At 65.3% G+C, this 6,061-nt stretch carries 6 protein-coding genes; 2 read left to right on the top strand and 4 right to left on the bottom strand.

Annotated features, from left to right (window positions below):
• Positions 1 to 760: 760 nt before the first annotated feature.
• The 4 genes from ABZ818_RS29940 to ABZ818_RS29925 form a co-directional block, all read right to left on the bottom strand.
• A complete protein-coding gene (locus ABZ818_RS29940) occupies positions 761 to 1,876 on the bottom strand; it encodes a ParB/RepB/Spo0J family partition protein (protein WP_361421306.1) in 1,116 nt (371 codons plus the stop codon).
• Positions 1,873 to 3,036, bottom strand: a complete 1,164-nt coding sequence (locus ABZ818_RS29935; RefSeq protein ID WP_361421303.1) for a ParA family protein — start codon at positions 3,034 to 3,036, stop codon at positions 1,873 to 1,875. Before ABZ818_RS29935 ends, ABZ818_RS29940 begins: the two co-directional genes overlap by 4 nt.
• 341 nt (positions 3,037 to 3,377) lie before the next feature.
• Entirely contained in the window at positions 3,378 to 3,920 is a 543-nt protein-coding gene (locus ABZ818_RS29930) for a hypothetical protein (protein WP_361421300.1), read from the bottom strand.
• A gap of 1 nt (position 3,921) precedes the next feature.
• Complete coding sequence (locus ABZ818_RS29925) at positions 3,922 to 4,578, bottom strand: hypothetical protein (protein ID WP_361421297.1); 657 nt, start codon at positions 4,576 to 4,578, stop codon at positions 3,922 to 3,924.
• 378 nt (positions 4,579 to 4,956) lie between these two features.
• Here ABZ818_RS29925 and ABZ818_RS29920 point away from each other — a divergent pair, with 378 nt between their 5' ends.
• Positions 4,957 to 5,694: a Tn3 family transposase gene (locus ABZ818_RS29920; RefSeq protein WP_361421294.1), complete on the top strand. Its 738-nt coding sequence runs from the start codon at positions 4,957 to 4,959 to the stop codon at positions 5,692 to 5,694.
• Positions 5,691 to 5,987, top strand: a complete 297-nt coding sequence (locus ABZ818_RS29915; protein ID WP_361421291.1) for a hypothetical protein — start codon at positions 5,691 to 5,693, stop codon at positions 5,985 to 5,987. The genes ABZ818_RS29920 and ABZ818_RS29915 overlap by 4 nt, the downstream gene beginning before the upstream one ends.
• The last annotated feature ends 74 nt before the right edge of the window (positions 5,988 to 6,061 follow it).

The raw sequence follows: 6,061 nt of genomic DNA, 5'->3' as shown, positions 1-6,061 counted from the left end.
AGCGGATATTTCCTGGGCGCAGGCATCGTCAGATCTCCTCTCACGAGAACCATCTGACCTGCTGTCACCCCTCCTCGCATCTCGGGGGAACCTCAAATCTCCTAAAGCGCGGATCCATGCGCACTCCCGAGTCAGGTACGCCCGCAAGCTGGGCTTCCTGAGTGTGGCATGAGCCTGCCCGCTTCCTGTACCACCATCTTCCCCAGCTCCCATCCCGTCCGCCGTCGACCCACACACCGTGGAGCGGGCGTGGTCCAGGGCGTCAAGGTGGAGCGCGCCACTGTACGAACGACCTTGACGCCCTGGGCCGCGTCTGCTCGGCTCTGCCTGGGTCGATGGCGGTCGGGGTGGGAGCTCCCCGCGCGCACCACTACGGACCCGCGGTCGGGTACGGCGCCTCCTCCATCCCGGTGCCGGCCGATCCCCCGCCGGAGGCACTGTTCTGACCTCGGCTGTGCCGTCTCAGTCCAGCCCCGGCCTGGTCTTCGCCCCCTTGTGGGCGCGGGCGGGCGACGACGCGCGGCCCCGGTGACGAAGGCAAGGAGGGGCGGCGCGGCGGCGACCGACCGGCGCCGCCGCGCTGTGCGCGGCACCTTCGATCTCTGATCGGCACTGCTTGCAGTTCAGGAGGCCGGGAGCGACGGCGAGCGAAGCGAGCCTTGATGAAGTAGAGAAAGTCTTACCGCGCGCACTACGTGTTGCAGTAGCCAAACGACCCCGCTCCCTCCATGCAAGGCGAGCGGGGCCATTGGGCGGTCTGCTATCGGGCTCCCAGCTCGGCCAGCAGGGCCTTGTACTCATCTGGGTACCGAGTTCGCAGGATGTCCATCCACACCCGGGCCCCTTGAACGAACGTCTCCGGCTTCATCTTCTGGTGGAGATGGTGGACACAGTAGGGAGCATCGTCGTACGGGAGCTGCTTTGGCTGCTCGGACTGTCCTGCTGCTTCCGAGTTCGCTGCCCTCGGCTCTCCCGCGCTGGTGCGCGGTTCCGGGATGGACTCGACAGCCTGCTCTCGACCGGCGGACGGCGTGACCGGACCAGGCCCGGACGCAGGGGACGGCGAACCGGCTGGGCCGGCGGGCGCCTCTGGGATTATCACGCCGTGATAATCGGCGGGGCCTGCTGAGCGCTCAACGATCTCCTGCGGCCGGGCCTCTGCCTTCTTGCGGGCTGTTTCCGCCCGCTCGTCCGCCTTGGCCTTCTGCTCTTCGGGAGACAGCTTGCCGAGGTTGCGGACGTGTTCCACCTTCCGTTCCCCGGTCACCAGGTCCTTCTGGAGCTCGGGGGTGAGCTTCAGCAATGACAGCTTGCTGGAGATGGTGTTCTGCGGAATGCCCAGCCGTTTGGCAGCCTTGGTCTGCGAGCCGTAGTAGTCGACCAGGGTCTTGAGGGCGTGGGCCTCTTCAAGGTCGGTCATGTCGTCGCGGTGGTAGTTCGCGACGAACGCGGCCTCAAGGAGGGCTTCATCCGTGGCGACGCGACCGTTGTCGACGCGGACCGGGATGGTGGCCATTCCGACGCGGCGAGCGGACTCGAGGCGGCGATGGCCGTCGACGACGATGTACTGCGCTCCGTCGTCGAGGTCGTCGGCGCGGTCTGGCCGGTTGCGCAGGTAGGCCTCGACTGTGGCAACGGCGATGGGAATGATGATGCCGACCTCGCGGACGGTCTGCACCGTCTCGTCGAGGTTGCGCAGGTGGTTGCGAGGGTTGTCGGGGTTGTCGCTGATGAGGGTGACCGGCAGCTCTGTGATGGCCGCTGCGGTCGACTCCTCTCCACCGATGGTCTTGTCGATGAGGTTGCGTCGGGAGGACCGGGCTCCGCGGACCGCGCCGAACGCGGGTGCCGATCCGAGCATTTCGGCCTTGCTCAACGGGTTGCTCCCCTCGCTACCTGTCGCATGGCTTCCGCCTGGTCACTGTGCGGTGCGTAGGACAGCAGCGGCATCCGCTTGCGGACCGCTTCCCTCTGTTCCTTCAGATCGCCGATGACAGCGAGGACCTTCGGGTCACCGAGCGACTTCCAGTTGTCCAGGGAGGAGGTGGCGACGTAGCCGCGCCGGGAGTCGTACAGGTTCACGACGAGGCCCAGGTAGTCGACCTCGAGGGAGAGGTCTTCGCAGAGGTCTTCGATCTGCTGGGCAAGCATGCCGTAGGCCGTGGCCGATGAGTCTTCGGCGAGGACGGGAATGACGACGCCGGACACGCCGGCGGGTTCGCCGCGTCGCCTGCGCCCGTAGTAGAGGGCAGCGTCCATGGCGATACCGAGGCTCGGCGGGCAGTCGATGATGATGACGTCGTAGTCGGCTTCGAGGGGACGCAGTGCCAGCTCGAGGGCTGCTTCCTTCTGAAAGCCGCGCTTTTGCATCGCTACCACGGCGATCTTCGCGTCAAGGAGGAACCCGTCGAAGCAGGCAGGCAGTACGTGCAGCCGCTTCTCGAACCGCGGATCCTCTATCACCACGACCATGTCGCGCAGATCGCCCGTGCCTTCGCCGCACATGTGGGATACCAGGCTGTCGTGGTTGGGTTCGATCTGAGGGACGCCGAGCTGTTCGCTGAGGTGTCCCTGAGGGTCGAAGTCGACGATGAGGACGCGCTTGCCTTCTTCGGCGTAGGCCTGGCCGATGCCGGCGGAGATGGCGGTCTTTCCGACACCACCCTTCTGGTTGCCGACGATCTTCCGTTCGGGATCAGTTCCGCGAGCGCCGTGCTGGGGGGACGGGTTCGCGTCGAGCCAGTCACGGATCGACTGGGCGAGGCCCTGCGTGTAGGAGACACCGCGGTTGGTGCAGGTTTCCTTGAACTGCTCGTACAGGCCCGGCGGAAGCCAGGTGGAGAACGACTTGGCGCCGGCGGTGTCCACTTCAGTGCCGATGCCGGCACTGGCGCGCCACTCGTTAATGGCCGCCTCGACGGCATCCTGGATGTCCAGGCTGAGTTCGGCGGCGCGAACCTTGAGTGCTTGTTGGAGCGCCGAGGGCAGCTTGGACGCTACCTTTTCCCGGTCTCCTTCGGGGTATGGAGAGGCCATGACGTCACCTTACTGACTCCTAAGGCTGTAAAGGTACCCGGTTCGCGGGTTCTGACGTGATTTCACCCTTGGCGGATGACCCGATCGGATTATCACGCCGTGATAGCTGCGGCCGTGGAAGGCTCGAGCGGGCGGAGTATCACGGCGTGATAATCCCTGGCGCTCCCTGGTCGTCTCCGAGCCGAACCGTGGAGACAAGGCGTCTTCGGGATGCCGACATGACTCGAGCGTCAAGATCCACTGTGGCGCCGACAGAAGTGACGCGGTAGCCTGTCTTCCGAAACCTAGACACATTGAGGCCCCCGCTCCGGCGGGGGCCTCAATGGTTTTGCCGACTGTCGCTACGGGCGGGGCGATCGCCTCCGCGGCCGCTTACGTGCCGTTTCGAAGTTCAGCACGTCCGCGGTCTCTTCAGCCGCGGGCTCGGCCGGCTTGGGGTGCCTTGCCGCTGTCCTGCGTCCCAAGCGCTTCTCCCTCTTCTCCTGCTCGGCTTGGGCGACGGCGGCGTCGTAGCGTTCCTGGTAGTCATCGACGTCGAGACGATCCTCGGCCTCGAGTGTCCCGATGGCTTCCAAGTGCTCAGTGACGCTGCGCGCACCGCTGATCATCGGGTTGAGGAAGTAGACGCCCTTGGCCTGGCGGAACACGAGCTTGGCGAGGATCAGGGCCTGCAGACCCCGCCCCGCCATGGAGCGGTGCACGTCCAGGGCTTCGGCCAGCTCTTCTTCGGTGACCAGGCAGCGACCTCCCGGCTCCTGCGTTCCCAGAAGCCGGAAGAGCACTCGGTAGGCGATCCCAGGCATCGCAGGCATGTAGGCGAAGCCGTTGAAGGTGCCGTACGTCAGCGCAGGCGGCTCGGCGGTAACAGACGCTGCAGTCCTCATCTCACGCCTCCGGCTTCTTCTGCGTGCGCTTACGTTTGCGCGGCTTTGACGATGGTTCGGGGAGTTTCGCACCCGGAAGAGACATATCTCTGAATTCCTCTGGAACACCTGAGTCAAGCACGAGTTCGTTCAGAAGGCTCAGCTGCTCCACCTGAACCTTGACCCGCTTGGCGGCCGACCCGCGAACGGGCTTCTCGACCAGCCGGTAGCCTCCGCGTAGGGTCACCGCGGGCTGAAGCTGGATGGACCCCTTCTTCGGCGAGTACGCCAGCCCCAGCCTCTTCAGCTTGGTCTGGGCTCGCGACACCTGTGCGGGATCCATCTCCAGTTCTGCAGCGATCACGGACTGCTTGAGCTCGACTGCCCCGCCGACTTCCTGGCTTCCCATCATGTAGAGCAGTACGCACAGGGTTACGTTGTCGTCCCGGAAGTACTTGGCTGCCCAGCGAAGGAACTCCAGGCTGTCCTGGGCGAAGTACTTACCGATGAAGTCGCCGGCGGTGACGGGAGGTCTGACCTCGGCCGTGTGGCCAACAGGCAACTCGACGAGGTTCTTTCTCGGGCCGAGCGCGCCGGCGTACGGACTGTTGGAGCTCGGCGCACGGGGCGAGGACGAGCCGGGGGCCCGGCGGGGGTCCCCCTGACGCTGTGCAGACATGACGCTACATGCTCCTCAAGATCGAAACCTAGACGCGGAGCACACTAGTGATTGCGCATATAGATAGCAACGACGCGACGTATCTGCGCGTTGGGCGCGTCGAACATGACTTCGGAGTCATGTTGGTGACGGTTGCGACCCCTGTCGCAGTATTGCGCATCTAGGTCGCAATGAACACGGCGTAGCTTGACTCCACGAGCAACTTTCGCAACTCCAAAATGACTTGGGAGTCATCTTCTGAAGGTCCATCAGGTCCTCTGACCTGCTGGAATGTGATCGTCTCTATTCTCTATAAGTGCGGGTGCATCTCGGCTGACTCCCCATCACCTGATGTTGAGTGTCACGTACCTCATGTCGGCACCACGCTGGTAACGGCCGGTGGTACCAGGGGCCTTCGCCGGCCCCTGGACCCCGCTGCCCCCGGCACTCCTCGACGCGAACCCGTATCGTCGTGGCGCGCACCGTGCGCGTCGAGAAGCGCCGGGGTTGTGGCTCGGCCCTCGTCTGCAGGGCGAGGTTGGGGTCACCTCAGTCTCCGATGGCGGCTGCTCTCTCTCAGTGGAGGTCCTGGCCCAGCTTCTGCTCCTGGTCATCTACGCCGCCGGCACTAACACAGGGATCAAGGCCGTCGTCTCCAGCGGCCACGGCCACACCGAGGACGAACTGTGCTACGTACGCCGCCGGTATCTGTCCGCTGAGGTTGCCCGCGCCATTGCGATCCAGATCGCGAACGCTAGCTTCGGTGTCCGCAGCACCGAGTTCTGGGGCCAGGGCTCGATTGCGGTTGCCTCCGACTCCACTTGCGTGCCTACGACCAGAACCTGTTCACCGAATGGCACTCGCGCTACGGCGGCCGTGGGGTGCTCATCTACTGGTATCTACTGGCACGTAGAAAAGAAATCGGTTGCCCGTGAGTCGCTAGGGTCCAGGGGTATGGATCATGTTCGGCCGCCGCTGATTGCCAAGGGTGGGATTGGGGGCAGGGTCCCTGATCCCGTTGGTGGGGACGGCGTGTCGGGACGGCTTGGTGCCGTGAGCCTTGGCACCACCGCGGGGGAGGACGCTCTTGAGCACTGGGGGAGTGGGGCAGTCGCTCCACGCAGAGGAGGGGAATGACAGTGGCGCAGTTGAGCAGGCACGGGAAGCTGGCGCGGGAGTACTGGGAGACGTACCGGCCGCAGGCCCTGGAAGGGCTGGGGAGTCCGGAGCAGCAGGAGGCGTACTTCCTGGAGCTGGACCGGCGGGTGAGGGAGCGGATCGGGGAGCTGGCGACCGAACTGCTCCAGAAGCTGCCGATGGAGCAGCGGGCGGCGGCCCGGCGGGCGACGCGGTCGCAGGCGCAGGAGCTGGTGTACGCGGAGGAGATCTGGTTGGAGAAGGAGCCGGGGACGGAGCACCGGGAGATGTAGCTCCGCCCCGCTTCCGGCCGGACGGTCAGCAGGACCTCGCCCCCGCGGGGCAGGGGGAGCGGGCCCGCGCCAAC

It is taken from the genome of Streptomyces sp. NPDC047453 (assembly GCF_040643155.1).
Lineage (GTDB): Bacteria > Actinomycetota > Actinomycetes > Streptomycetales > Streptomycetaceae > Streptomyces.
This window is presented reverse-complemented; position numbering and strand designations above follow the sequence as displayed.